Raw genomic sequence first — 24,606 nt, forward strand, 5'->3', positions numbered from 1 at the left:
ACCTTAATGTTGCCCGAAAATTGTTTTCGGATAACCCCTTAAATACCAGGCCAGAAAATAACATGGGCGCATCGCGGATGCGATGCGCCCATTAGATTACTTAAACACAGATCAATTAATTGACGGCGTCTTTCAGCGCCTTGCCTGCTTTGAAGCTGGGTACTTTAGCAGCTTTGATCTCAATAGGCTGACCAGTCTGCGGGTTACGACCAGTACGTGCAGCACGTTCTTTAATTGCGAAGGTACCAAAACCTACCAGTGAAACGCCTTCACCTTTTTTGAGGCTCTCGGTGACAGACTCCACCATGGCATCCAATGCGCGGGTTGCCGCTGCTTTAGGAATATCGGCAGACGCGGCAATGGCTTCAATCAGCTCGGACTTATTCACACTTCACCCCTTAACTGTTTCAAAAAAATGGCTCTGAACGGCATGGCCACCAGAAGGTACAACCTCAAAGCATAGCTGCGTTTTATAGCAATGCCTTGAAACACCTGTCAAGCAACCACGCCGTGAAATGCCCGCCGCACAAGGCATTGGGCAAATTTATTAAGTAAAATTAAAGACCAATGGCTTTAAAATTAATGGGTATTGGCGACGGCGGAGGCGTCAAACGATGACTCAGTGCTCTTTAACGGAGCACCTCCATCGTTTTCATTACTAACTAACGCCACTGCCAATACATCATCTATCCAGCGTACCGGACGAATATCAAGTGCCCCTTTGATATTTTCCGGTACTTCCTTGAGATCACGACGGTTTTCTTCAGGAATCAAGACAGTCTTTATACCACCGCGGCGGGCTGCCAGCAATTTCTCCTTCAAGCCGCCAATCGGCAGAACTTCACCACGCAGGTTCACTTCACCGGTCATGGCGACATCGCAACGTACCGCACGCTGTGTATAGGCCGAGACCATTGCCGTAACCATTGCCACGCCCGCGCTGGGGCCATCTTTAGGCGTCGCGCCTTCAGGCACATGGATATGCAGGTCTTCAACCTCAAACCGCGCAGGGTCGATACCAAAGCCTTTGGCGCGCGCTTTGACAACCGTTTGCGCCGCGCTAACCGACTCTTTCATGACATCGCCCAGCGAGCCGGTTTTATGGATGCGTCCTTTACCCGGCGTAACCACCGACTCGATGCTTAAAAGCTCGCCACCCACCGATGTCCAGGCAAGGCCTGTCACACGGCCGATCTGATCATCCTGCTCTGCCAAACCATAGCTGTAGCGCCTTACGCCCGCATAGGTCTCAATCTGCTCGGCAGATAGAACCTGCTGCTCTTCAAGCCCCTTACTCTCAAGACGCTCACGAAGTACCTTACGACACACCTTCGCAATTTGCCGCTCTAACTCCCGGACACCGGCTTCACGCGTATAGTAATGAATAAGCTCTAACAGCGCGTCATCTTGAAGCGCCAGCTCGTCGGTTTTCAAGCCATTAGCTGCAAGTTGCTTAGGCAGCAGGTAACGCCGTGCGATCGCCAGCTTCTCATCTTCGGTGTAGCCAGGCAGACGAATAATTTCCATACGGTCCAAAAGCGGACCAGGAATATTCATGGAGTTGGCAGTACAGATAAACAGCGTTTCCGAGAGATCATAATCGAGTTCAAGGTAGTGATCGCTGAAACTGTTGTTTTGCTCTGGATCCAATACTTCAAGAAGTGCCGAGGCTGGGTCGCCACGATGATCCATGCCTAGCTTATCGACTTCATCCAGCAAAAAGAGCGGATTCTTAACACCTGCACGACTCATGCGCTGCATTAGCTTGCCCGGCAGCGAACCGATATAGGTGCGTCGGTGCCCCCGGATTTCAGATTCATCGCGCACACCGCCCAGTGCCAAGCGCACGTACTTGCGGTTCGTCGCCCGCGCAATCGACTGACCCAGAGAGGTCTTACCCACCCCTGGCGGGCCTACCAGACACAGCACCGGGCCTTTCATCTTGCGAACGCGCTTTTGTACGGCCAGGTACTCAAGAATGCGCGCCTTGACTTCTTCCAGGCCGTAATGATCCTCATCAAGCACCTCTTGCGCTTTGACTAGATCGTGCTTCACGCGCGTGCGTTTTTTCCAAGGTACTGCTATCAACCAGTCAAGGTAGGAGCGTACAACGGTCGACTCGGCAGAGTTAGTGGCCATCATTTTGAGCTTGTTAAGCTCTTGAGTCGCTTTAGCGGCGGCCTCTTGAGGCATGCCTGACTCTTTGATTGCCTTCTCGTACTTTTCCGCCTCGTTAGGCACGTTGTCGAGCTCACCCATTTCTTTCTGGATGGCCTTCATCTGCTCGTTAAGGTAGTACTCGCGCTGTGTTTTCTCCATCTGCTCTTTAACCCGCGAGCGGATGCGCTTTTCTACCTGAAGCAGATCAATTTCGGACTCGATCAACGCCATGAGGTGTTCGATGCGATCACGCACTCGATCCATCTCTAAAAGCTCTTGCTTATCGCCAATTTTCAGCGATAAGTGAGCGCAGATGGTATCCACCAAACGGCTTGGGTCCTCAATACCTGATAGCGAGTTAAGCACCTCGTTAGGCACTTTTTTGGACAGTTTGACGTATTGCTCGAACTGATTAAGCAGCACACGCACAAGCGCTTCCTGCTCGCGACTACTTAGTGGCTCGCTCTCACGCGGAGACAGGTGCGCCTGGGTGTAGCCCGCTTCGTTCTCTTCGATCTCAAGTACATCTGCGCGAAAGCTGCCCTCTATCAGCACTTTTACCGTGCCGTCAGGCAGTTTCAGCAGCTGCATAATATCCGCCACGGTTCCCATGGCGTAAAGATCAGCATTATCCGGCTCGTCCTGGGAAGCTTCGCGTTGAGCCACCAGCAATACACGCTTATCAGCTTCCATCGCCGCTTCAAGCGCTTGGATCGACTTTTCACGACCCACAAATAGCGGGATAACCATCTGCGGGTAAACCACGACATCCCGCAATGGTAATAGGGGTAGACATTGAGTCTGTTCGGCGTTCTGCTGCATCGCAGACGTTCCTCAACAAATCGGATGAGTACTCGATAAAACGCTTAGCCAAGTACATCACTGTATGAAAAGTACTACGCAGTGTAGAGCATGCTACGCAGTGACACCTTATGAACAACGAGGGGCCGCCTAGGCGACCCCTCGAATTGGCGCAAGCGCTTAAAGCTAGGCCGCGGCTATTGATTCATTACTAGCCATCAGTGCCATCAACCTTCGCTTCTTCCTGCTTTGAGTACACTAAAAGCGGCTCGCTTTCACCAGCAATTACCGAACCATCGATAACCACCTTGCTGACGTTTTCCAATGAAGGAATTTCATACATGGTGTCAAGCAATACTGATTCAAGGATCGAGCGCAGGCCACGTGCACCTGTTTTACGCTCCATTGCCTTACCAGCAACCGCCCGCAACGCTTCATCTCTGAACTCAAGCGTTACGCCCTCCATTTCGAAGAGCTTCGCATACTGCTTGATGAGAGAGTTTTTAGGCTCTGTCAAAATCTGCACCAGCGCATCTTCGGTAAGCTCGGTTAGCGTCGCGATCACCGGAAGACGACCAACGAACTCTGGAATCAAACCAAATTTCACCAGATCCTCAGGTTCGACATCCGCCAACAGCTCGCCCACACCGCGCGATGACTCTTTGCTTTTTACGCTGGCATTGAACCCGATGCCGCCTTTTTCAGCACGGTCACGGATAACCTTATCCAGCCCAGCGAAAGCACCGCCCACAATGAACAGAATATTGCCAGTATTAACCTGAACAAATTCCTGCTGTGGATGCTTACGCCCGCCTTGAGGCGGTACAGAGGCCGTGGTGCCCTCAATCAGTTTGAGTAGCGCCTGCTGCACGCCCTCGCCCGATACATCACGTGTAATGGACGGGTTATCTGACTTGCGTGAAATCTTGTCGATTTCATCAATGTAAACAATGCCGCGCTCGGCTTTCTCTACATCGTAGTCGCATTTTTGCAGCAGTTTTTGGATGATGTTTTCAACATCTTCACCCACATAACCTGCTTCGGTCAGCGTTGTTGCATCCGCAATGGTGAAAGGTACGTTCAATAAACGCGCCATGGTTTCCGCCAGCAGCGTTTTACCGCTACCTGTCGGGCCGATGAGCAGAATATTGGATTTACCTAGTTCTACATCGCCATCACGCACATCCGCTTTAAGACGCTTGTAGTGGTTATAAACCGCTACAGACAGCACCATCTTGGCGCGGTCTTGTCCGATGACGTAGTCGTCCAGGGTATGACGTATTTCGCGAGGCGTAGGTAAACGCTCCTCATCGCTCTCGGCATCGGCTTCGAGAACTTCCTCGCGAATGATGTCATTACATAAGTCGACACACTCATCGCAGATATATACGGACGGACCAGCAATTAGCTTACGCACTTCGTTTTGGTTTTTTCCGCAAAACGAGCAGTAAAGCAGTTTGCCACCTTCGTCCTTGCCTTTGCCGTCGGCCATTCGCGTACCTCTGTCACTGCGGCGGCTTACACCGCCATAAAAGCTCGTTAGAAAAGCAAAACCTCATCACGCTATCAGGATGTAGGCCGCTTATCCAGCACTGCGTCAATCAAGCCATACTCTTGAGCTTTATTGGCGCTCATAAAGTTATCACGATCAGTATCACGGGCAACCGTTTCTAAATCCTGGCCGGTATGGTGCGCCAAAATCTGATTGAGCTTCTCGCGGATACCTAAAATCTCACGGGTGTGGATTTCGATATCAGAAGCCTGCCCCTGATAGCCACCCAGCGGCTGATGAATCATAACGCGCGAGTTGGGAAGGCAATAACGCTTGCCTGCCGCACCGGCTGTTAACAGCAGTGCGCCCATGCTGGCCGCTTGACCAATGCACACGGTTGATACATCGGGCTTAACAAACTGCATTGTGTCATAAATCGACATACCTGCAGTTACCGATCCGCCCGGTGAGTTGATGTAAAGGTGGATATCCTTATCGGGATTTTCCGATTCAAGGAACAACATCTGAGCGACCACCAGGTTAGCCATGTAGTCTTCAACAGGGCCAACCAGGAAAATCACGCGTTCTTTCAGCAGACGCGAGTAAATATCATAGGCTCTTTCCCCTTTGGCGCTCTGCTCAACCACCATGGGCACTAAACCGCCGGCGTTTTGAATATCAAATTCACTCATTAAGGTGATTCCTTGCGTCCGGTAAGGGAAAGGCGCACCGCAAGCAGTGCGCCGCGCTGATGGGGTAACTTAGGCGTCCGCTTTCTCGCCTTCTTCAGCACCCTCGTCTTGCTCAGCCTGTTGCTGAGCGGCAGCTAGTGCTTCCTGATAAGACATTTCAACATCTTTAACGTTCGTTTGCTCAAGCAGCTTGTCTACCGCTTTCTCTTCGAGAATGGCAGATTTTACCTGAGTTTTCAGCTGATCGTTGCTCATGTAGTACTCAACAACCTCGGAAGGATCCTGGTACTGCTCGGCAAGTTCTTCTACTTTCGCTTTTATAGCAGAATCGTCAGCGTCAAGCTCATTAGCTTTGATTACTTCAGCCAGCAGAAGGCCTACCTGAACGCGGCCTTTAGCCTGCTCTTCGAAAAGCTCATTGGGCAGCTGACTAACATCGAAGTCTTCTCCCAGACCGAACTGCTGTGCCGCTTGACGCTTCATGGCATCGGTTTCTTGCTGAACCAGTGCGCTCGGCACCATGATGTCATTGGCTTTTTTCAGCGCGTCCAGCACTTGCTGCTTAACACGATTATCGACGGCCTGCGTCGCTTCACGAGTCATGTTTTTCTTAATTTCAGCGCGGAATTTTTCCTGGTCGCCATCTTCAACGCCGAAGCGCTCAATGAAGGCAGCATCAATTTCAGGTAGTTTCTGTGTGCTGACTTTATGAACCGTAACGTTAAAGCTTGCTTCCTTACCAGCCAAGTGTTCGGCTTGGTAATCTTCTGGGAAGGTCACTTTAATGGTTTTATCTTCGCCGGCTTTAGCACCGATCAGCTGCTCTTCAAAGCCTGGAATAAAGCTGTTGGAGCCAATAACCAAGGAGTGGCCTTCTGCACTACCACCTTCAAACGGCTCATCGCCCAGGAAACCCTGGAAATCGATAGTCACCTGATCGCCATCAGCTGCCGGCGCATCAGTTTCCTGCCAATCAGCATTCTGTTTGCGCAGTGTTTCAATCATTTCATCAACGTCAGCATCGCTTACGCTAACCACCGGGCGCTCAACATCGGTACCTTCAATCGATGTCAGCTCAACCTCGGGGTAGATTTCCATGATCGCTACAAATTCTAGATCTTTGCCAGTCTGGTTAACCTGAGGCTCGATCTGGGGGTAGCCAGCCGGATTAAGGCCTTCTTCGGTGATCGCACGTACATAGCGCTCGCGCATCACCTCACCCACCACTTCACTGCGGACGCTGTCGCTGTAGCGCTGACGAACGACGGACATCGGCACCCGGCCTTGACGAAAACCATTCAGGCGCACGTTTTTCGCGGTGTCTATCAGGCGAGCACTGACAGCCTCGTCGATTTCGGCAGCCGGTACTTGAATAGTAATACGGCGTTCGATCTGGGAGGTCGTCTCGACGGAAACTTGCATGAATTGTCCTCTAGCGGCTGGGCGTTATGTTAACTGTGTTTAAATAAATTCTAAGGGGCAATTTTATGAACCCTAGCGCAAGGTGGCAAGCGCCATGCTCGCAAGATGGGGGCACAGCGATTAATTACAAGGGAATAAGTGACTAATTTATTACTTTTAGACCTTGGCCAAAGAATTATTTGCTCAATACGGTATGCTACCTACAACTTAGCAACCTTTACTGGCTATCGTAACGATACTCATGACTATTCATCAAGATTTACCCATTTCACGCATCATGCAAACCAGCATTTTGCACTGCGCAGCCGACACTCCCCTTTATCAGGCTGCAAAACGCATGACCGAGCGTCACTGTAGCTCCATTGTCATTATGGAAAATCAAAAAGCTGTGGGTATCTGGACAGAGCATGACGCCCTAACAATTAATTTCGATACGCCCTCTGCCCTCATGCGGCCTATCGCTGATTTTATGTCTGCACCGGTATATACCGCAACGCATCAAATGTTGCTAAGCGAAGCGACTCTCCTTCTCAATACCCACAAGCTTCGCCATCTCCTGATCATTAATGAAGAACAGCAGCCAATCGGGATTTTATCGCAAACCGACATTGCCGTTAATGAGGGATTAGAGCCCTACCTTCGCCTTCGCGAAGTACATGCTGCAATGCGATGCAACCCACTAATAATTGATGGCTCGCTAAATTTGGCGGAAGCTGCATTACAAATGCGCAATCACCATCAAGATGCTGCGATTATTCTATGCAATGATCAGCTCGGCATTATTACTGAGCGTGACATCGTATCGTTTATCGCCAATCAATCCGATGATACCCCGGTGAAGTATCTGGCTAGTCAGCCATTGATCTCTATTGAGGCAACCGCACCATTAATCAACGCACGTGATCTTTTGATTGATTACCGTGTACGCCACTTAGCTGTTCACAATAGCGATGGCGATATCATCGGCTTGCTTGGATTTTCCGACATACTTCACGGCGCTGAATACTTGTATCTTGCCGACTTACGCGATGCCCTTAAGCAACGCGATCAAGCGCTGGCGCGCTCGAATCAAAACCTGCAGTTGGCAGAGCGAGTAATTGATTCATCGCTGGAAGGAATTATCATTACCGATGCTGCAGCATGTATTGAATTTGTGAATCCTGCCTTCACCCACTTAACCGGCTATAGCCTGGATGATGTACTGGGCAAGACGCCAAACGTGCTAGGTTCAGGCCGGCAAGATGCAGCGTTCTATGAGCAAATGTGGAATACCCTAAAAGCAGATGGCTATTGGCGAGGCGAGGTATGGAATCGGCGTAAATCAGGTGAGCTATATCTTGAGCTACTGACCATCACGGCTATTCGCGATGACATGGGCATAACACAGCACTACGCCGGACTCTTTTCAGATATCACGCACATGCGTGAAAACGAAGAGCAGATTCGCCACTTGGCCTACTACGATGTGTTAACACGGCTACCCAATCGTCGCCTGCTTGAAGATCGCATCACTCTGGCTATTCGCCACGCCCACCGCGCCACAGAACAGCTGGCGGTGATATTTATCGATTTGGACCATTTCAAGCAGGTAAACGACACATTGGGACACGCCCTAGGAGATGACCTTCTGTTAAGTGTTGCCGAGCGTATGACGGCCAAACTACGCGAAGATGATACGCTCGCACGACTGGGCGGAGACGAATTTATTGCATTACTGCCTAATATTAATGGTTTTTCCGAAGCCTCTACCGTTGCCCAACGCTTAATTGACGCCGTCGGCGCACCTTACACGTTACACGGCCACAGTTTTCGCATTGGTTCCAGCTTGGGCATTAGCCTTTACCCTGATGACGGCAGCACTTCTGAGGCATTAATCCAGCATGCCGATGCAGCAATGTATCGTGCCAAACGTGAAGGGCGAAATACCTATCGCCTATATCAGGCGGCTGTCGATCAGCAGGCGCGTGACCAATTAAGCATGGAAACGGCCTTGCGTAACGCGGTTGAAACCGGCGAAGGCTTATACATGGCTTACCAGCCGCTAGTTCAGCGCAACAATCGCCAGCTCGCCTCTGCCGAGGCGCTCGTTCGCTGGAGGCATCCACAGCGCGGCCTGATACCACCGGGTGAGTTTATTCCTCTTGCAGAACGCTCAGGCTTAATTTTGCCGTTAGGCGAAAAGGTAATCGACCTGGTACTTGCTGACATGCGGGCATGGAAGGCTACAGGAAAAAAGCTAATCTCTGTGGCCATTAACCTTTCCACCGCTCAGTTTTGGCAGTCCAATTTCGTTAATCATATTTCTCAGAAATTACGTGATAGCCAGCTTTCCCCCGCTTTGATCACCTTTGAGCTAACCGAAAGCATGCTGCTTAACCGCGAAGCAGAGGGAGCGACCCTGCTCAAACAACTACGTGCATTGGGTTGTGGTATTGCGCTGGATGATTTTGGCACAGGCTATTCCTCACTAAGCTATTTGCATAACATTCCCGCCCATAGCCTTAAAATAGATCGCAGTTTTATTGAGGCCTTGCACCCACAAGAAAACAGCAGCCGTACCATTGTTGCAGCGATTGCAAGCCTTGCCCGTGAACTGGGTTTAAAAGTAGTCGCCGAAGGCGTTGAAACGGAGCAGCAATGGAATCTGCTGGGAGAATACGCTATCGACTTTATTCAAGGATTTTATATAGCCAAACCCCAGCCGGCCAGCCACTTTGCTGAATTACTCGAAGCGAACTGAACGCTTCACTACCAATGAACCACTCATGCCTGCTAAACAGCATCATGCCTACCAAACACAGTATAAAGGCGCTTAAAAAGGCGCCTTTATAATCTGCCTATTTAGCCAGCTATGGATTACCTGCGGCGTTCATGTCCCCACCATAGGCTTACCGCATGAATTAACAAGCCGCAGGTAGCCGCATGAGATATAAACACTTGCCAGCTAATCCAGGTGGTAAAAATTGCGTGCCAGATACCCATAATCACTGCGCCGATGACAAGCATTAGCGCAAACCGAATACCCAGCCTAGGCAGTTTCCGTCGACTATCGCTGGTTAATAGGCGCCATTGCGCTATTGCGGCAGCAGCTACGAAAACTACCGCCATTATAATCAGTGTTTGACGGGTGCTATGTCCGCCCGCCATAAAGCGTGGCAAAGATGCCAGCATCACTATACATAGCCCCAGCGCAACGCTGACGCGCTCAGCTGAATAAGGCGTTGTTTGCTGCATCGTTAGGCTACCTTTATCTGCTGCTCTTCGATCCATTCCTCGACCCAAGGTACCGCAGCGTCATCGGCCATAAAGGTTTCCATGGCATCTACTTCCAACCGCTCACCCATCCGACGCGCACCGTGATCTTCAAGCAGGCTATCCAGCTTTCTGCCAGCGCCGCAGAAAGTATCGCCATAGGAGCTATCCCCTAACGCAATCAGACCATAGCGAAGTCCCGTAAGTGCAGGGCTTTTATCACTCAGGCCACGCACAAAAGGAACGAAATTACCGGGAAAATCACCATTACCGGTTGTTGAAATCACAAACAATGAAATATCCTCATCGCTTGTCAAATCATCAAGCGTGGGCTGCTCAACAATGTCAACGCCAAATCCGGCTTGCTCAAAGAGTGGCTTTACCTGCTCAGCCACATCTAAAGCGCCACCGTACATCGTACCAACCAATATCTTCAATTGAGGCATTATTGCTATCACCTTTCATGTTCACGGCGCCAATCCGCTGCCTTGCAAATAGCCGTCTGAATTTGTACAAGATATTAACATAGCTTGCTTATACGACCCATTTTGATGGCGCGGGGTTCACCGTCGGCAACGCAGCCGATTTTCATACCCCTACGCTCACATGTGCTTCTTAGCGCTATACTGCGGATGCGGCCAATCGTCATAACCACGTCTTTTACTACTGTAAAAAAACGGAGTGCTTAGAAGCACTCCGTTTGTATAGCCGAGACAGTCTAATAGCAATGCGATCCCTATTAAGCACTATCCCTATCAAGCGCTACTTCCCTTCCTATCAAGCGCTACTTGTTTTGCACGTAATGCTCGACTTGCTGCTTTAGCTTTTGGCCTGGACGAAACGTTACCACCCGGCGAGCAGAAATAGGTATTTCTTCACCGGTTTTAGGGTTGCGCCCTGGCCGCTCACGCTTATCACGCAGGTCAAAGTTGCCAAACCCTGACAGCTTGACCTGTTCATTTTCTCGTAAGCAGGCTCGAATCTCTTCAAAAAAAGCTTCGACCATGGCTTTTGCTTCTCGCTTAGATAGTGCCAGCTCAGTATGTAAATGCTCTGCCAACTCTGCTTTGGTCAACGCACCCATAGGGACCTCCTTATAGCAAACGCATTGCCAAGAACGTGATAAGCGTCGTGCATATTATTGTCAGCCGCGTAGCTCAGCCTCCAATTGGACACGCACTTGTGTCACGATGGAATCTACCAACTGATTGATTTCTTCATCGTTTAGCGTGCGTGAAGGATGCTGCCAGGTCAAGCCTAAAGCAATACTCTTATGGTCGTCCGCCACGCCTTTACCAGCATAGACATCAAATAGCTTAATGTCTTTTAAGTAATCACCGGCTTTTTCTTTGGCGCAATCCAGCAAGGCCTGCACGGGCACTGCGCTTTTAACGATGAAAGCTAAATCGCGACGCACTTCAGGATAACGCGATAAGGCTTCAAAGGCGGGAATCTGGCCTTGGCTTAGGGTATCCAGCCGGACCTCAAACAGTACAGCGTCCACTTTCAGACCAAGTTTTGCACGCACCTGTGGGTGTAGCGTGCCAATCCAGCCAGCGTGCTCGCCATTACACAGTATCTCGGCACTTTGCCCGGGATGCAGCGCCGAATGCTCAGCTGGCTCAAAACGCCATGCATCGGGGTTGCCCCCCAGGGCTAAAAGACTTTCCAGATCCCCTTTTAGATCGTAAAAGTCGATACGCTCTTTCGAGCCAGTCCAGCCTTCGGTTTCCCGAGTGCCACAGACTAACGCACCCATCATGGGCACCTGAGAAAGCTGGTCTAATTCGCCATTAAATACCAGGCCCGTCTCAAATAGCCGTACGCGGTTTTGCTGACGATTCAAATTATGTTCCATGGCCCGCACAAGACCTGGGAACAAGCTTGCCCGCATCACCGACAGGTCGGCGGAGATAGGATTGGCAAGCACTGGAGAGACAGCATCAGGCAACAGAGCGGCCTGCAGCTCAGGAGCAACAAAGCTGTAAGTAATAGCTTCCTGGAAACCACGCGCCACCATCTGATGACGCAGCTGCGCCTGGGTCAGTGTCGCTTCATCAGCAGAACGCAGCGCTAATCGCGCAGCAGGCCGGCGAACGGGCAGATTGTTGTAGCCATGAATCCGCGCGATCTCTTCGATTAGATCTTCTTCAATCGCCACATCGAACCGCCAGCTGGGTGCAACAGCGGACCAACCTTCTGCCTGAAGACTTACCTCAAGCCCCAACCGTGTCAGAATATCAGTGACGTCATCAGTGGCTAGCTTCTTGGAAAGCGCACTTTCCAGACGCGCCTCACGCAGCAAAATAGTGCGTGAAGCAGGGACATCCGCCTCACTGACGCATTCAGTGACAGGTCCTGGTTGACCGCCGCAGATTTCGATCAACAAGCGGGTTGCCCGCTCAACGGCTACTTTAGCAAGCTCAGGATCCACGCCACGCTCAAAGCGGTGTGACGCATCCGTATGCAGGCCGTAGGAGCGCGCCTGACCGGCAATAGCCAGCGGGGTAAAAAAGGCCGACTCCAAGAAAATCGTCTGGGTGGTTTCGTTGACCCCTGAATTTTCTCCGCCCATGACACCCGCCATGGCAAGCGGCCCCGTATCGTCCGCAATCATCAGCGTTTCAGGGCGCAGGGCAACGTCTTGGCCATCCAACAGCGTTAACCGCTCACCCTCTTTCGCCATGCGTACAATGATGCGGCCGTTCAGGTTATCGCGATCAAATGCATGCATCGGCTGCCCGAGCTCAAGCATGACGTAGTTGGTAACATCAACCACAGGGTCGATGGAGCGAATACCGCTACGACGCAGGCGCTCTACCATCCAGAGCGGTGTTTCTGCTTTTACATTGATGCCCTTGATAACACGGCCAATATAGCGAGGGCACTGCTCAGGCGCTTCAACGCTAATAGCAAAGGTGTCGTCAATTACCGGGGCAACGGGCTCAATAACCGGCGGCGTTACGGCAAGACGATTAAGCACACCCACTTCACGGGCCAGGCCCTTAACGCTTAAACAGTCACCACGGTTCGGCGTTAGATCCACCTCAATGGTCATATCATTGAGGTGCATATACTCACGGAAATCGACGCCAACAGGTGCAGAATCCGCCAGTACCAAAATACCTGGCGAGGTATCTTCCTCAAGCCCAAGCTCTGATGCTGAACAAATCATGCCGCGTGATTCAACGCCACGCAGTTTCGCCTTTTTAATTTTAAAATCGCCGGGCAAGACACCGCCCACCTGAGCGAACGGTATTTTCTGACCGATATCGACATTGGCCGCACCGCAGACCACTTGCACCGGCTCGCCGGTACCATCGTTTACGGTACAAACGTTTAACTTATCGGCATCAGGGTGCTTCTCTTTGGTAAGCACTTCAGCCACGACAACGCCACTAAACGCAGCGGCTACCGCCTCAACGGCATCGACCTCTAAGCCGGCCATGGTGATCTGATCTGCAATCGCCTGCGTGTCCAGCTGCGGCGATACCCATTCGCGCAGCCACTGTTCTGAAAATTTCATGATCGTTCCTGTGTTCGGCAGCGGTCTTAAGCGAATTGGCGCAAGAAGCGCAGGTCATTTTCAAAGAACAAACGCAGGTCGTTCACACCGTAACGCAGCATCGCCAGGCGCTCAGCCCCCATACCAAAGGCAAAGCCGGTATAGCGTTCAGTATCAATACCTGAGTGACGGAATACTTCTGGATGCACCATGCCGCAGCCCATCACTTCAAGCCAACCGCTGTGCGAACAGACACGGCATCCTGAGCCACTGCACATGACGCATTGAATATCGACTTCGGCAGAAGGCTCAGTAAACGGGAAGTATGAAGGCCGGAAGCGTACGGAAAGATCATCACGCTCAAAAAACGCCTGCAGGAAATCTTCGATTGTACCTTTCAGGTCGGCAAAGCTGACCCCTTCATCCACCAGCAATCCTTCAACCTGATGAAACATCGGCGTATGGGTGAGATCCGAATCGCTACGGTACACGCGGCCAGGACATACAATACGAATCGGCGGCTCGCTCTCTTTCATGGTACGTACCTGTACCGGCGATGTATGTGTTCTCAGCAGACGCGTTGCATCGAAATAAAACGTATCGGCCATGCCGCGCGCAGGGTGGTGCGCTGGAATATTGAGCGCCTCGAAATTGTGATAATCATCTTCAATTTCAGGCCCTACCGCGACGTCATAGCCAATGCGTGTAAATAGGCTTTCAATACGCTCAAGCGTGCGTGTCACAGGATGCAGACCGCCACTCGCCTGATGACGGCCGGGTAACGTAACGTCGATCCGTTCAGCTGCCAAACGCGCGTTTAGTGCAGCGCTTTCAAGCTGCTGACGCTTGGCATCAATTTCACTTGCCAAGGTTTGCTTGGCCTGGTTGATGCGCTCACCGGCAGCCGGACGCTCTTCAGCCGATAGTTTACCCAAGCCTTTCAGCAAAGCAGTTACTTCGCCTTTTTTGCCCAGGTAGCGAACTCGCAATTCCTCTAGCGTAGCGACATCTTGCGAGGCCTGGATGGCATCACGAGCCTCAGATACCAGAGTAGGAAGGTGGTCCATCCGTTTCACTCCGAATTAAGCGGTTCCCTCGTAATGAGGGCGTAGCACGTTGAAGGTGACAAAAAAACAGGGGAAGAGCGGCTGCTCTTCCCCTGCGGGTCACACTGAAATGACCTTCGTCAATTCACGCTGGCAGTCGCGCAGCGTATGACGTTATTGGGCAGCCTTGGCTTTTTCCACGATAGCAGCAAAAGCAGCTTTTTCGTGTACAGCCAGATCAGCCAATACTTTACGGTCAATTTCGATACCGGCTTTCTTCAAACCGCCAACAAAGCGGCTGTAAGACATACCGTTGATGCGCGCAGCAGCGTTAATACGCTGAATCCACAGCGCACGGAACTGACGCTTACGGTTACGGCGGTCACGATAAGCATACTGGCCCGCTTTAATTACGGCCTGCTTAGCTACACGGAAAACACGCGAACGGGCACCGTAGTAACCTTTAGCCTGCTTCAATACTTTTTTATGGCGACGACGGGCCACTACACCACGCTTAACACGGGTCATAACACACTCCTGACTTTATAGCTGAGGCTTAAAGCACTCAGACAAGAAAATTCGACTTATAGGTTCGGCAGCATGCGTTGGATCAACGCTTTGTCAGAAGCATGAATCTGCTTCATACCACGCAGCTGACGCTTACGCTTAGTCGATTTCTTGGTCAAGATGTGGCTACGGAAAGACTGCTTGTGCTTGAAGCCATTAGCGGTCTTTTTGAAGCGCTTTGCAGCGCCGCTGTTGCTTTTGATTTTCGGCATGAGAAAACTCCGCTCGATATTTTTTAGAAAACCCAGGGCCGACCATCGCCTACGCGATGGCCCGTTGGCTTCGCCGTTGGATCACTTCTTTTTCGGGGCAAGAATCATGATCATCTGGCGGCCTTCCATTTTCGGGAAAGACTCCACCGCTCCGATCTCTTCCAGGTCTGCCGCGATCCGCTCCATCAGCTTGCGGCCGATGTCCTGGTGCGCCATTTCACGACCACGGAAGCGCAATGTGACCTTACCCTTGTCACCACCTTCCAAAAAGCGAATCAGGTTTTTCAATTTCACCTGATAATCGCCTTCATCGGTGCCAGGACGGAATTTAACTTCCTTGACCTGGATTTGCTTTTGCTTTTTCTTTTGAGCCGCTTTTTGCTTCTTCGTCTCAAAAACGAATTTACCGTAATCCATAATCTTACAGACGATGGGATCGGCATTCGAAATTTGCACAAGGTCTAAACCGGCAGCTTCCGCACGCTCAATAGCTTCGGTGGTGGGCACAACACCCAACTGCTCACCTTCAGCATCGATTAGACGCACTTCTTCTTCGGTAATTCGCTCGTTCATTGGTGGGCGTTTGTCTGCTGGACGCCCGCGCTGGTTGCTTCGCTTGATCGTTCCGTCTCCTTAGGCAATTGACGATGTCGCCAGGGCTGCTCGCTCTGCATTAAGACGTTCAATGAGTGCATCGATTGTCATAGTGCCGAGGTTTTCGCCGCTGCGAGTTCGCACGGCCACTGAGTCAGCTTCGACTTCCTTATCTCCCACCACAAGAAGATAGGGAATTTTCTGTAACGTATGCTCACGGATTTTAAAGCCGATCTTCTCGTTCCTCAAGTCCGCTTTGACCCGTAAGCCACTTTTTTGCAGGCGTTGCTCTAATTCAAGCGCATAATCACGCTGCGCATCGGTGATTATCATCACTACCGCCTGCTGAGGTGCTAACCATAATGGCATAGCGCCAGCATAATGTTCAATCAAGATACCAATGAAACGCTCCATAGAGCCCACAATTGCACGATGCAACATAACCGGCGGCTTGCGCTCACCCTCTTCGGTCACATATTGAGCACCCAGGCGCTCAGGCATCATGAAATCAACCTGCATGGTACCAACCTGCCACTCGCGCCCCAAGCAATCTTTCATGTGGTATTCAATCTTGGGACCATAGAACGCGCCTTCGCCAGGAAGTTCCTGCCATTCGACGCCACAGGCTGTTAACGCACCACGTAGCGCATCTTCAGCCTGATCCCAAACATCGTCACTGCCAATACGCTTTTCTGGGCGCAGAGCAATTTTAATGGCAATGTCTTCAAATCCAAAATCGGTATAAACCTTCAACGCCTGACGATGAAAGTTAGTAACTTCGGGCTCGACCTGGGCTTCGGTACAGAAAATATGCCCGTCGTCCTGAGTAAAGGCTCGAACACGCATAATACCGTGCAATGCACCGGAAGGCTCGTTACGGTGGCATCCACCAAACTCGCCAAACCGTACAGGCAGTTCGCGATAGCTGCGCAGCCCGGAATTGAACACCTGCACATGGCCGGGGCAGTTCATCGGCTTAAGCGCATACTCACGCTTTTCGGATTCGGTAAAGAACATACCGTCAGCGTAGTTATCCCAGTGCCCGGACTTTTTCCAAAGCGACACGTCCATTACTTGAGGGCAGCGAATTTCCTGATAGCCACCTTCTTTATAAACGCCTCGCATGTACTGCTCGACCTGCTGCCATAGCGCCCAACCATTCGGGTGCCAAAACACCATTCCCGGTGCTTCTTCCTGCATATGGAAGAGATCAAGGCGACGGGCAAGCTTACGGTGATCGCGCTTCTCAGCTTCTTCAAGGCGCTTCAAATAGGCTTTTAGCTGCTTCTTATCGCCCCAGGCGGTCCCGTAAATGCGGGTTAGCATGGCATTTGAAGCATCCGCTCGCCAGTAGGCCCCGGCAAGCTTGGTCAACTTGAATGCTTTTAGATGACGAGTATTAGGCACATGAGGACCACGGCACATATCCGTGTACTCTTCATGATGATAAAGCCGAATGTCTGCGCCTTCAGGAATATCGTGAATGATTTCCTGCTTATAAGTTTCGTCACGCTGCGCGAACGTTGCCATCGCTTTATCACGATCCACATATTCACGCACTACATCGTATTCACGCTCAATTAAATCTTGCATTCGCTTTTCGATGGCATCTAAATCTTCTGGGGTGATTGAGCGGCCAAAATCAATATCATAATAAAAGCCGTTTTCGATCACCGGCCCGATCGCCATCTTGGCATCGGGATAAAGCTGCTTCACTGCGTGACCAATCAAGTGCGCGCAGGAGTGGCGAATAATTTCCACGCCTTCAGGATCACGCGCGGTAATAATAGCAACATCCGCGTCACGCTCAATCAGGTCGGCGGCATCTACCAGCACGCCATCGATCCGCCCGGCTATACATGCCTTGGCCAAACCAGGGCCAATGGACTCTGCAAGCTGCATGATGGAAAGCGGCGCTTCAAAGGTTCTTTCGCTACCGTCAGGTAGTGTCACAATAGGCATTCAGATATTCCTTGAGCGCAGTGGTGATCCATACCAAGGATCACATTTCGCTATCAATGATCGTAGGCGTAAAAACAATACAAAAAATACGCGCTTAGCCTACCAGACTTAAGCGCGGCGGAAAATAAAAACGGGAGGCTTGCGCCTCCCGTCGTTACTTACTTTATTACTTACTACGCAACCATTAGCGTTATAACAACCGCGCTAAAGAGCTACGTCTTAGTTCCACTCATCAAGTTCAACACGACGGTTTTGCGCGCGACCTTGATCAGTCTCGTTAGAAGCGACCGGACGCTCTTCGCCGAAGCCAACTGCACGCATACGGTTTGCGCCTACGCCACGCTGAGCGAGGTAGGTGGTAACAGATTCAGCACGACGCTGAGACAGGTCTTTGTTGTACTCAGCACTACCGCGTGAATCAGTATGGCCTTCAATGCTAACGCGTACGTCAGGGTTGTTAACCAGACGTTCTGCAACACCGTTTAGGATATTGCGGGCATTAGCAGTCAGCTGAGCTGAATCGAATTCGAAGTTAACGTCGTTAAGAACAACGCTGTCTGGGCAACCCAGCGCGTTCACTTCGGTGCCAGCTGGCGTATTGGGGCACTGGTCACGGTAGTCCGGCACGCCGTCGTTATCGGAGTCAAGCGGGCAGCCTACAGCGTCAACTTCAACACCAGCAGGAGTACCTGGGCACTGATCACGGTAGTCCGGCACGCCGTCGTTGTCAGAATCTAGCGGGCAGCCTTGAGCGTCAACTGCAACGCCAGCAGGCACTTCACCGTAGCTCGGGCACTGGGGCGCTACAGGCTCAGGTGTACGGTCTGCACACAGCAGGCCACCGATTGCGGCACCCGCTACAGCGCCAGTTGCCGCACCGCTTTCTTCATCAGAAGAGCCGCTAGTGGCATAACCAATGCTACCGCCAATCAAACTGCCCGCCAGACCACAAACGGCCGGGTGCTGGTACCAGCTACGATCGCTGCTGGCGCTAGCTTGACCAGATGATTGGTTGGCCGAGGTGGCACAGCCTGATAGGCCCACTACTAGAGCGGAACCGATTAGCAAGCCAGTCGTTGATTTTTTCATGCAAGACTCCTTCTTGATCCAATGCTGACATGGCCATATGACCAAATCTATCCAATGCTTCTTATTGCGAGAGCATCCATTTTTCGCCTGTTCAATAGTACCACGCGGGCGTTCCCCTGCTTGGCATTGAACGGTGCGCCTATCATTAACGTTTCAACGCTAGAAGGCAACAATGCCGAGATATCAACTTCTTGCCAATATCGACATCTCAAGCATAGCAAAGCTGCCACAATCGGCACCAAAAAAACACATTACACTATTAATTTAAATAAAATCGTCTTATTAATTCCAAGCTAGTGTAGCGCAGAAGGCCCTTTTGCACGCCATTTTATAACGGCCTCGGCCGCAGCCAAAACAGCCGGACGCATCTCGTCCTCAACCGCTAAGCGCTGTTTATCTTCAGCCATGCGCTCGCGTGGTGTTAATTTCGCACGTGCCGAATGTGTTTTTAGATGCCGTGTACGGTTATAAACATCGGCAAATGCCTGAAAATCCGGCCGCTCGGTAAGACTGGGGTCAACGATTTCAAGCAGCACCTTACAGCGCCATGCACCTTCTGTAATCTCGACCTGCTCCTGAATCAACGCACTCGTAACGTAATCCAGATTTTCCAGGCTGTTTTGCTGGGCTCTACGATCTTCATCTATGCGAAAGGCCTCGCGGCGCTTTACCTCTTTACGCAGCTTAAGGGCATAGATTGATAAGCCGACAATGACAGCAAGCGCTAACGCTAGCGCTACAAGTGCGCTGATCGAATTCATAATACTCCCAGCTGCGCTTTTAAAAATAGCTTAACAGAAATTGTACATCAATTTAGCACTGAACCGTTAATTTCCATAATTCAGCGGCATACACCACCAAAATTAGTAATAAACCTGATCTTTCTTACAATTTTTTATGAAGGCACAGGAGGATGGGAAGAATATAAATCAGCTTGAGCAGTGTAGTTTTCCTCCTTACTCAATCGCCAACGCCACCATGCCCATAATAAGCTAACCGTCAGTAAAACGGCACCGGCTGTATGCAGCAAAGCTAGCCATAACGGCAGCCACATCAGCACGTTGGCCATTCCCAGCAGCGCTTGAAAAACATAAATTGCTACCACTAAGCCTAGCGGACCTGCAACATGACAAGCGCGTCGATGTCGATACCAAAGCATCAGCAACGCAATGCCTAACAGTAGCGCTCCCATACGGTGGATAAAGTGGATGGCAACTCTAGCTTCGGCATGTAATTGCCCGTGTAAGTAATTAGGCCCTACTGTTTGGGTCACATGAAAACCTTCGCTAATATCCATGGCGGGCCACCATTGACCATTACAGGTAGGAATATCCTGGCAGGCAATACCCGCGTAATTACTGGTAACCCATCCGCCCAATGCAAGCTGCACAATTAACAGCCCTACAGCCATCCCCCACCAAATATTTAGCCGTTGGGCATTGAGCAGCTTTTGCTCGGCGACACCTCTTATCCTCAGATGCAGCCAGAGAAATAACAGCAGCACGCTTAATCCACCAAGTAGATGTAACGTCACTACTTGCGGCCAAAGTTTTAGCGTGACGGTAAAAGCCCCAAATGCACCTTGTACTAAAATACTGGCAAGTAGCGCTATGCTAATAAACCAAGGATATTGGGGATGTTTCCTGAATGGCCAACCAAGCGCTAAAACGCTCACTACCAAGATGCCAAGTAGCGTTGCAATATAACGATGGATCATTTCAACCCAGGCTTTCGAGGCATCCAGAGGGACATCAGGATGGTGTAACGCAGCGTGATCATTATCAGGTACCAACAGGCGCCCATAGCAGCCTGGCCAATCAGGGCAACCCAGTCCAGCATCGACTAATCGCGTCCATGCGCCCACTAAAATGACCAAAACTGTCAGTAACGTTCCTAAAAGTGATAAGCGCAAAAGCCACTTTAAGCGCCTCTCTAACGATGCTTGCATGATGTATCCTTACACTCATTAGCAATGGCAATACCCTTGGTTTTAATCCAGAAAACCGAGCCTAGATCGCCAAATATGTCCTTGAAAACTTATATTAGCACTAATCGAAATGATCGACCTGCAGCCTTAAAACGTGCTCATTGTTTTGCTACAAACATTTGCCCTCCTCATAGCGGGCCACTTTATGATTTCAGCGTTGAGCTTTCCATGAGAACTGGCCATGAAAACTGGCGAGCCCGATGCGCATTTCGCACAGGCTAGCTGCAAATAAAATAAGTATAGATATTATTGGTTATTCGCTACGCTTTCGTGATTAATAGGTAGCTTTTTAACAAAGCGTTAACCTTATTGGCGATCTATAATTCACTGACTATCAATCTATAATTTTATCAATGATCCTGGCCATTCCTAATAAGGTCGGGCAACAATGGGAGCAATATATGCAGAAGTACCCCCTCACCACAGGGATAGTGACCCTCGTGGCGTTCATGGCCTTGGCTTCACTCGCTGGCTGCACCACTTACACTTGGCCGGATGGTTCAAAGGAAACGGTGCTAGGTGTCGCCCCTGAAGATGAAAACAAACGCTTTGAAGAGCAGCAAGCTGATGGCGTTCGTTATCGCACCCCGGGTGAAATCCCCGAATAACAACCGTAGCGTTTAAACAGCCCCACCCACTGAGCACCTAATCGCTATACGCTTATTTTCGTTTTTTAGTGGTGGCTGTTGCCTTTGCAGCGAGTGGATCGTCAGGCCACGGATGCCTTGGATAGCGGCCACGCATCTCTTTACGTACCTCTGGGTACCCATTAAGCCAAAAGCCTAGCAAATCCTGGGTCACTTGAAGTGGCCGGCGCGCGGGCGAGAGTAGATGAACCGTTAAAGCAATGCGCCCCTCAACCACAGTGGGCGTATCACGCCAACCAAAGGCTTCCTGAAGCTTTAACGCCAGCACCGGGGATTGATGCGCCAAACAGGGCGAATAGTTAATAACCGTAGATTTACCGCTAGGCACTATCAAGGCTTGAGGTGCCAGCCGCTCCATTTCATTTTGCTGATCCCATGTCAGGGTATTCAGCAGATAGTGATGAAGCGGTAGTTTTTCAACTTGGGAAAGCCGCGTTATATCGGTTAAGTAGGGGGCAAGCCAATGGCTTAGCGAATCTACTAGCGCCGCGGTAGACCAGTCTGGCCACGGCTTACCCAATGTCTCGCGCAGCAGCGCTATCCGCCCCTGCAGCTGCTCCAACGCTTGGGAATGTAACAACGCTGGCCGCTGGCTTACGGCATTTAGCAAGGCCTCTACTACAGCGTCTTTAGGCAGCGTAGCTAAAGGGTGCCTGGCTATCGTCAAAGCACCATAGGCCTGGACCTTCTCACCGATCAGCCGTCCCTGTTCTTCAGACCATGTGACGCGTGTCTGCCACTTCACTCGCTCAGGATAAAGCTCTATTAATGCCTCAAGTGTTAGTGGTTCAGCCGCGTATATTTTGGCTTCGCTTGAGGCACTCTCCAGACTTGCCACAATAAGATACGGCTGATGCGCCAGCGGGTCGTTTAACGAAACTACCGCCGTTTTTCCTGAGGCGAGCTGAAATCGCCCCGGCGTAATTTGCTGACCTATCCGGTCCGGATAAGCCAATGTCAACAGCCTACCTAATGGGGCCAAGTCGATCCGATTCAATGCAGCATGCGCCTGTTTGGCGAGCCGCCTGGCTTCCTGCGCCCATACAGGGAACTGCTTGGGTTGATCAAAGCGCTGACTAAGTGCTTTTTGAAAAGAGCGATCATTGCTTTCACGGCTTTCAAGCAATGCGGCCAAGCCACACGCCAGGGGGGTGGCCTCTAGCGCTTCCGAGCGCTCCATCATGACGGCAAGGCGTGGCGATAGAGGCCAGCGCGCGCAGCGCCGACCTAACAATGTGAGCTTATGTTGCTCATCCAACAACCCCAGCTGGACAAGCAGTGCCTGACCACTCTGCCACGCCCCTTTAGGCGGAGCTGAAACCCAGCAAAGCTTATCGGGTGAATCCACGCCCCAGCGTGCCAGTTCAAGCACAGTGCTCGACAAATCCGCCTGGAAAATTTCGGGTTCGCCGTGAGCGACCAACGGCTGCTCTTGAGACCATAAACGAAAACAGACACCCGGGCACTGGCGCCCCGCCCGCCCACGGCGCTGGTCTGCACTGGCACGATTAACGCGCCGGGTGGTTAAGCGCGTTAATCCTGTACGAGGTTGAAATAAAGGCACACGCTCAAGCCCCGCATCAATAACCACATTCACACCATCCACCGTTATGCTTGACTCCGTAATAGCGGTAGACACAATAACGCGGCGCTGCGAATTCTCTGCTACTAGCGCAGCCCGCTGCTCGGCAATGGTCATTCGGCCATGTAATGCGCTTACCGCTATGTCCGGCAGAGATTGGCGAAGGGCTTGAATCAGGCGCTCTATCTCGGACACGCCGGGGAGAATGACCAGTAAATCACGAGCATTTGAATCGCCTAGGGCCTCTTCCACGACTCTAAGCGCCGTCTGCTCGATTTTTTCGTTTGCCTGAGCGGGTCGATAATAGGTAGCGACCGGGTATTGACGCCCTTCACTAACAATTAGCGGCGTATGCTCGCCTATTACCTGCCGTAATGCATTCACATCAAGCGTTGCTGACATTACCAGCAGGCGTAAGTCATCACGTACACTAGCTTGAACATCCAGCGCGAACGCCAGCCCCACATCCGCTTCTAAGCTGCGCTCATGAAACTCATCAAAAATGATGCCCGACACGCCCTCCAGCAGCGGATCTTCTTGCAGCATTCGCAGCAAAACACCCTGCGTAATAACTTCTAGCCGAGTATTTGAGCCAGTACAGCTCTCCCCGCGCATCCGGTAACCAACCGTTTGACCTACCGTTTCACCTAGCGCTTGCGCCATAAAACTTGCCGCTAATCGAGCGGCTACGCGACGCGGTTCAAGCAATAATATTTTTTGTCCAGCCGCCCACTCACTGGTCAAGAGCATCAGAGGAACACGCGTAGTCTTTCCCGCGCCCGGCTGCGCCATGAGAATTAGTCGGTTATGATTTTCAAGGCCCGCTTGTATGGCCTCCAGATGCTCCTCGATGGGCAATGCATTCATAACATCAATTCGCTGCAGAAGATGCTTGGGAAGAAGCTAGCGGGGAGATACCACATCCTTTCAAAATAACGTGTTCCAGAAACTGGGTAATTGAGGCGAGGTCTTCCTCATTCAAGGCATCGCGCCCTAGCACCCGGGTTATCTGAGCACTATATTCAGTGTAATGCTGAGTCGCCGACCAGATTAAAAAAATCAGCCAGCGTGGATCTACATCATCCATTTTCCCCTGCAGGGACCACTGTCGAATAATCGCTGCACGAGATGCCACCCAATCACGCAGCTCACCGGCGAGATACTCATCCAGGAAAGGCGCCCCGGCTAATATTTCTGCCGCAAACAATTTTGAACCATCAGGGTAGCGCTGCCCCAGCACTATTTTAGTGCGAATAAAATCGCTAAGCACTTCACCGGGATCGCTCTCCGGCGTTATGTTCTCAAGAACGGCATTCCAGCGCCGCATCATACGATTGAGCAATCGAACATAGAGCGCCTGCTTGCTGCCCATATAATACAGAATGTTAGCTTTGGGCAGCTCCGCCTTATCAGCAATGGCTTGCAAGCTAGCCCCACGATAGCCATGCACTGAGAATATTTGTTCGGCAGCATTTAGAATTCGCTGCTCTATTCGCTCACGGTTTGCACTTTCGTTTGGTGCGGTTTCGACTGTCATTGATAGACTTCCTGGAAAACTTGGTTGCAAACGCTTTAGAAGGCGCATAAGCATCGCTT

Annotated in this window: 21 protein-coding genes; 2 read left to right on the forward strand and 19 right to left on the reverse strand. The window is 51.2% G+C overall.

The window, feature by feature from the left end; translation table 11 throughout:
• Positions 1-115: 115 nt before the first annotated feature.
• The 5 genes from ACT3XD_RS08405 to tig all read right to left on the reverse strand — a co-directional run bounded on the left by ACT3XD_RS08405 (position 116) and on the right by tig (position 6,567).
• Positions 116-388: an HU family DNA-binding protein gene (locus ACT3XD_RS08405; protein ID WP_018916250.1), complete on the reverse strand. Its 273-nt coding sequence runs from the start codon at positions 386-388 to the stop codon at positions 116-118.
• 191 nt (positions 389-579) lie between these two features.
• Positions 580-2,982 (reverse strand): endopeptidase La, encoded by a 2,403-nt coding sequence (lon, locus tag ACT3XD_RS08410; RefSeq protein ID WP_192538561.1) that lies wholly within the window; start codon positions 2,980-2,982, stop codon positions 580-582.
• Positions 2,983-3,172: 190 nt separating this feature from the next.
• The gene (gene clpX, locus ACT3XD_RS08415) at positions 3,173-4,453 is read right to left on the reverse strand and encodes an ATP-dependent Clp protease ATP-binding subunit ClpX (protein ID WP_192538560.1); all 1,281 of its coding nucleotides are present in this window, start codon (positions 4,451-4,453) and stop codon (positions 3,173-3,175) included.
• A 74-nt stretch (positions 4,454-4,527) separates the two neighbouring features.
• Positions 4,528-5,145 (reverse strand): ATP-dependent Clp endopeptidase proteolytic subunit ClpP, encoded by a 618-nt coding sequence (gene clpP / locus ACT3XD_RS08420; protein ID WP_192538559.1) that lies wholly within the window; start codon positions 5,143-5,145, stop codon positions 4,528-4,530.
• A gap of 69 nt (positions 5,146-5,214) precedes the next feature.
• The gene (tig, locus tag ACT3XD_RS08425; RefSeq protein WP_192538558.1) at positions 5,215-6,567 is read right to left on the reverse strand and encodes a trigger factor; all 1,353 of its coding nucleotides are present in this window, start codon (positions 6,565-6,567) and stop codon (positions 5,215-5,217) included.
• Positions 6,568-6,808: 241 nt separating this feature from the next.
• Between tig and ACT3XD_RS08430 the strand changes: the two genes are divergently transcribed.
• Positions 6,809-9,307 carry an EAL domain-containing protein gene (locus ACT3XD_RS08430; protein ID WP_225736203.1) on the forward strand — a complete coding sequence of 833 codons (2,499 nt, stop codon included), beginning with the start codon at positions 6,809-6,811 and terminating at the stop codon, positions 9,305-9,307.
• A 116-nt stretch (positions 9,308-9,423) separates the two neighbouring features.
• On the opposite strand, the gene ACT3XD_RS08435 is transcribed toward ACT3XD_RS08430, so the two are convergent.
• From ACT3XD_RS08435 to ACT3XD_RS08490, 12 genes are all read right to left on the reverse strand, one after another.
• Positions 9,424-9,801, reverse strand: coding sequence for a hypothetical protein (locus ACT3XD_RS08435; protein ID WP_225736202.1), 378 nt, complete (start codon positions 9,799-9,801; stop codon positions 9,424-9,426).
• Positions 9,802-9,803: 2 nt separating this feature from the next.
• The gene (locus ACT3XD_RS08440) at positions 9,804-10,265 is read right to left on the reverse strand and encodes a flavodoxin domain-containing protein (RefSeq protein ID WP_192538557.1); all 462 of its coding nucleotides are present in this window, start codon (positions 10,263-10,265) and stop codon (positions 9,804-9,806) included.
• A 338-nt stretch (positions 10,266-10,603) separates the two neighbouring features.
• Complete coding sequence (locus tag ACT3XD_RS08445; protein WP_018916258.1) at positions 10,604-10,903, reverse strand: integration host factor subunit alpha; 300 nt, start codon at positions 10,901-10,903, stop codon at positions 10,604-10,606.
• A 60-nt stretch (positions 10,904-10,963) separates the two neighbouring features.
• Positions 10,964-13,345, reverse strand: a complete 2,382-nt coding sequence (gene pheT / locus ACT3XD_RS08450; RefSeq protein ID WP_192538556.1) for a phenylalanine--tRNA ligase subunit beta — start codon at positions 13,343-13,345, stop codon at positions 10,964-10,966.
• Positions 13,346-13,371: 26 nt separating this feature from the next.
• Positions 13,372-14,391 (reverse strand): phenylalanine--tRNA ligase subunit alpha, encoded by a 1,020-nt coding sequence (pheS, locus tag ACT3XD_RS08455; RefSeq protein WP_192538555.1) that lies wholly within the window; start codon positions 14,389-14,391, stop codon positions 13,372-13,374.
• Between the two features lie 153 nt (positions 14,392-14,544).
• A complete protein-coding gene (gene rplT, locus ACT3XD_RS08460) occupies positions 14,545-14,898 on the reverse strand; it encodes a 50S ribosomal protein L20 (protein ID WP_018916261.1) in 354 nt (117 codons plus the stop codon).
• A 56-nt stretch (positions 14,899-14,954) separates the two neighbouring features.
• Positions 14,955-15,149: a 50S ribosomal protein L35 gene (gene rpmI / locus ACT3XD_RS08465; RefSeq protein ID WP_009724291.1), complete on the reverse strand. Its 195-nt coding sequence runs from the start codon at positions 15,147-15,149 to the stop codon at positions 14,955-14,957.
• Positions 15,150-15,230: 81 nt separating this feature from the next.
• The gene (gene infC, locus ACT3XD_RS08470) at positions 15,231-15,722 is read right to left on the reverse strand and encodes a translation initiation factor IF-3 (RefSeq protein WP_018916263.1); all 492 of its coding nucleotides are present in this window, start codon (positions 15,720-15,722) and stop codon (positions 15,231-15,233) included.
• 60 nt (positions 15,723-15,782) lie between these two features.
• The gene (gene thrS / locus ACT3XD_RS08475) at positions 15,783-17,705 is read right to left on the reverse strand and encodes a threonine--tRNA ligase (protein WP_192538554.1); all 1,923 of its coding nucleotides are present in this window, start codon (positions 17,703-17,705) and stop codon (positions 15,783-15,785) included.
• Positions 17,706-17,924: 219 nt separating this feature from the next.
• On the reverse strand, positions 17,925-18,794 hold the full coding sequence (locus ACT3XD_RS08480) for an OmpA family protein (protein ID WP_192538553.1): 870 nt from the start codon (positions 18,792-18,794) through the stop codon (positions 17,925-17,927).
• Positions 18,795-19,087: 293 nt separating this feature from the next.
• Positions 19,088-19,555: a DUF2489 domain-containing protein gene (locus tag ACT3XD_RS08485; protein ID WP_192538552.1), complete on the reverse strand. Its 468-nt coding sequence runs from the start codon at positions 19,553-19,555 to the stop codon at positions 19,088-19,090.
• A gap of 134 nt (positions 19,556-19,689) precedes the next feature.
• The gene (locus ACT3XD_RS08490; protein ID WP_192538551.1) at positions 19,690-20,742 is read right to left on the reverse strand and encodes a COX15/CtaA family protein; all 1,053 of its coding nucleotides are present in this window, start codon (positions 20,740-20,742) and stop codon (positions 19,690-19,692) included.
• A 440-nt stretch (positions 20,743-21,182) separates the two neighbouring features.
• Between ACT3XD_RS08490 and ACT3XD_RS08495 the strand changes: the two genes are divergently transcribed.
• The gene (locus ACT3XD_RS08495; protein ID WP_192538586.1) at positions 21,183-21,389 is read left to right on the forward strand and encodes a hypothetical protein; all 207 of its coding nucleotides are present in this window, start codon (positions 21,183-21,185) and stop codon (positions 21,387-21,389) included.
• A gap of 52 nt (positions 21,390-21,441) precedes the next feature.
• Here ACT3XD_RS08495 and hrpB read toward each other — a convergent pair whose 3' ends face one another.
• Both hrpB and ACT3XD_RS08505 read right to left on the reverse strand, forming a co-directional pair.
• Positions 21,442-23,877 carry an ATP-dependent helicase HrpB gene (gene hrpB, locus ACT3XD_RS08500; RefSeq protein ID WP_192538550.1) on the reverse strand — a complete coding sequence of 812 codons (2,436 nt, stop codon included), beginning with the start codon at positions 23,875-23,877 and terminating at the stop codon, positions 21,442-21,444.
• 4 nt (positions 23,878-23,881) lie between these two features.
• A complete protein-coding gene (locus tag ACT3XD_RS08505; protein ID WP_192538549.1) occupies positions 23,882-24,547 on the reverse strand; it encodes a TetR family transcriptional regulator C-terminal domain-containing protein in 666 nt (221 codons plus the stop codon).
• Positions 24,548-24,606 lie beyond the last annotated feature (59 nt).

Source organism: Halomonas sp. AOP7-B1-5 (genome assembly GCF_052353045.1).
Taxonomy (GTDB): Bacteria; Pseudomonadota; Gammaproteobacteria; order Pseudomonadales; family Halomonadaceae; genus Vreelandella; species Vreelandella colorata.

What these genes read in the sequence shown, in the direction of transcription:
- thrS (WP_192538554.1), bottom strand. Translation starts at nt 17,705, where the DNA reads ATGCCTATTGTGACACTACCTGACGGTAGCGAAAGAACCTTTGAAGCG.
- hrpB (WP_192538550.1), bottom strand. Translation starts at nt 23,877, where the DNA reads ATGAATGCATTGCCCATCGAGGAGCATCTGGAGGCCATACAAGCGGGC.
- ACT3XD_RS08445 (WP_018916258.1), bottom strand. Translation starts at nt 10,903, where the DNA reads ATGGGTGCGTTGACCAAAGCAGAGTTGGCAGAGCATTTACATACTGAG.
- ACT3XD_RS08490 (WP_192538551.1), bottom strand. Translation starts at nt 20,742, where the DNA reads ATGCAAGCATCGTTAGAGAGGCGCTTAAAGTGGCTTTTGCGCTTATCA.
- rplT (WP_018916261.1), bottom strand. Translation starts at nt 14,898, where the DNA reads ATGACCCGTGTTAAGCGTGGTGTAGTGGCCCGTCGTCGCCATAAAAAA.
- ACT3XD_RS08440 (WP_192538557.1), bottom strand. Translation starts at nt 10,265, where the DNA reads ATGCCTCAATTGAAGATATTGGTTGGTACGATGTACGGTGGCGCTTTA.
- pheS (WP_192538555.1), bottom strand. Translation starts at nt 14,391, where the DNA reads ATGGACCACCTTCCTACTCTGGTATCTGAGGCTCGTGATGCCATCCAG.
- lon (WP_192538561.1), bottom strand. Translation starts at nt 2,982, where the DNA reads ATGCAGCAGAACGCCGAACAGACTCAATGTCTACCCCTATTACCATTG.
- clpP (WP_192538559.1), bottom strand. Translation starts at nt 5,145, where the DNA reads ATGAGTGAATTTGATATTCAAAACGCCGGCGGTTTAGTGCCCATGGTG.
- ACT3XD_RS08430 (WP_225736203.1), top strand. Translation starts at nt 6,809, where the DNA reads ATGACTATTCATCAAGATTTACCCATTTCACGCATCATGCAAACCAGC.
- tig (WP_192538558.1), bottom strand. Translation starts at nt 6,567, where the DNA reads ATGCAAGTTTCCGTCGAGACGACCTCCCAGATCGAACGCCGTATTACT.
- ACT3XD_RS08505 (WP_192538549.1), bottom strand. Translation starts at nt 24,547, where the DNA reads ATGACAGTCGAAACCGCACCAAACGAAAGTGCAAACCGTGAGCGAATA.
- ACT3XD_RS08485 (WP_192538552.1), bottom strand. Translation starts at nt 19,555, where the DNA reads ATGAATTCGATCAGCGCACTTGTAGCGCTAGCGTTAGCGCTTGCTGTC.
- rpmI (WP_009724291.1), bottom strand. Translation starts at nt 15,149, where the DNA reads ATGCCGAAAATCAAAAGCAACAGCGGCGCTGCAAAGCGCTTCAAAAAG.
- clpX (WP_192538560.1), bottom strand. Translation starts at nt 4,453, where the DNA reads ATGGCCGACGGCAAAGGCAAGGACGAAGGTGGCAAACTGCTTTACTGC.
- ACT3XD_RS08495 (WP_192538586.1), top strand. Translation starts at nt 21,183, where the DNA reads ATGCAGAAGTACCCCCTCACCACAGGGATAGTGACCCTCGTGGCGTTC.
- infC (WP_018916263.1), bottom strand. Translation starts at nt 15,722, where the DNA reads ATGAACGAGCGAATTACCGAAGAAGAAGTGCGTCTAATCGATGCTGAA.
- pheT (WP_192538556.1), bottom strand. Translation starts at nt 13,345, where the DNA reads ATGAAATTTTCAGAACAGTGGCTGCGCGAATGGGTATCGCCGCAGCTG.
- ACT3XD_RS08435 (WP_225736202.1), bottom strand. Translation starts at nt 9,801, where the DNA reads ATGCAGCAAACAACGCCTTATTCAGCTGAGCGCGTCAGCGTTGCGCTG.
- ACT3XD_RS08480 (WP_192538553.1), bottom strand. Translation starts at nt 18,794, where the DNA reads ATGAAAAAATCAACGACTGGCTTGCTAATCGGTTCCGCTCTAGTAGTG.